This is a genomic window from Ensifer aridi, assembly GCF_002078505.1.
GTDB lineage: Bacteria > Pseudomonadota > Alphaproteobacteria > Rhizobiales > Rhizobiaceae > Sinorhizobium > Sinorhizobium aridi.
Genome location: NZ_LUAV01000077.1, coordinates 1 through 564 on the forward strand (window position 1 = coordinate 1; position 564 = coordinate 564).

Sequence of the window (564 nt, forward strand, 5' to 3'; positions counted from 1 at the left end):
AACCGGCCTGATCTGACGGCGGAGCGGTTCATCGCCAGTGCCTTTGTCGAAGGCGATCGTCTCTACCGGACCGGCGACCTGGCGCGCTATCTGCCGGACGGCAATCTCGAGTTCCTGGGCCGCAACGACGAGCAGGTGAAGATCCGCGGCTTCCGCATCGAGCCGGGCGAGATCGCCGCCCGGCTTTGCGAGCATGCGCTTGTCGGCGAGGCGGTGGTGGTGGCGCGGGACGACCGCGCCGGCGACAAGCGGCTCGTCGCCTATGTGGTTGCAAAGACGACGGACGGGCCGGACGAGGCCGATGGCGCCGAGCTTGCCGCGGCGTTGCGGGCCCATCTCGCTGCCCTGCTGCCCGACTACATGGTGCCGGCCGCCTTTGTGCGGCTGGAAGCACTGCCGCTGACGCCGAACGGCAAGCTCGACCGCAAGGCGCTGCCGGCCCCTGCCGACGAGGCCTATGTGCGGCGAGCCTACGAGGCGCCGCAGGGCGAGATCGAGACGCTGCTGGCGGCGATCTGGGAAGAGCTGCTCGGCATCGAGCGGGTCGGCCGCCACGACAACTTC

At 69.9% G+C, this 564-nt stretch carries 1 protein-coding gene; it reads left to right on the forward strand.

Features of this window, described 5'->3' with window-relative positions; translation table 11 throughout:
* Positions 1 to 564: AMP-binding enzyme (locus AYK65_RS31345; protein ID WP_139793431.1), on the forward strand; the 564-nt coding region annotated here is incomplete at both ends.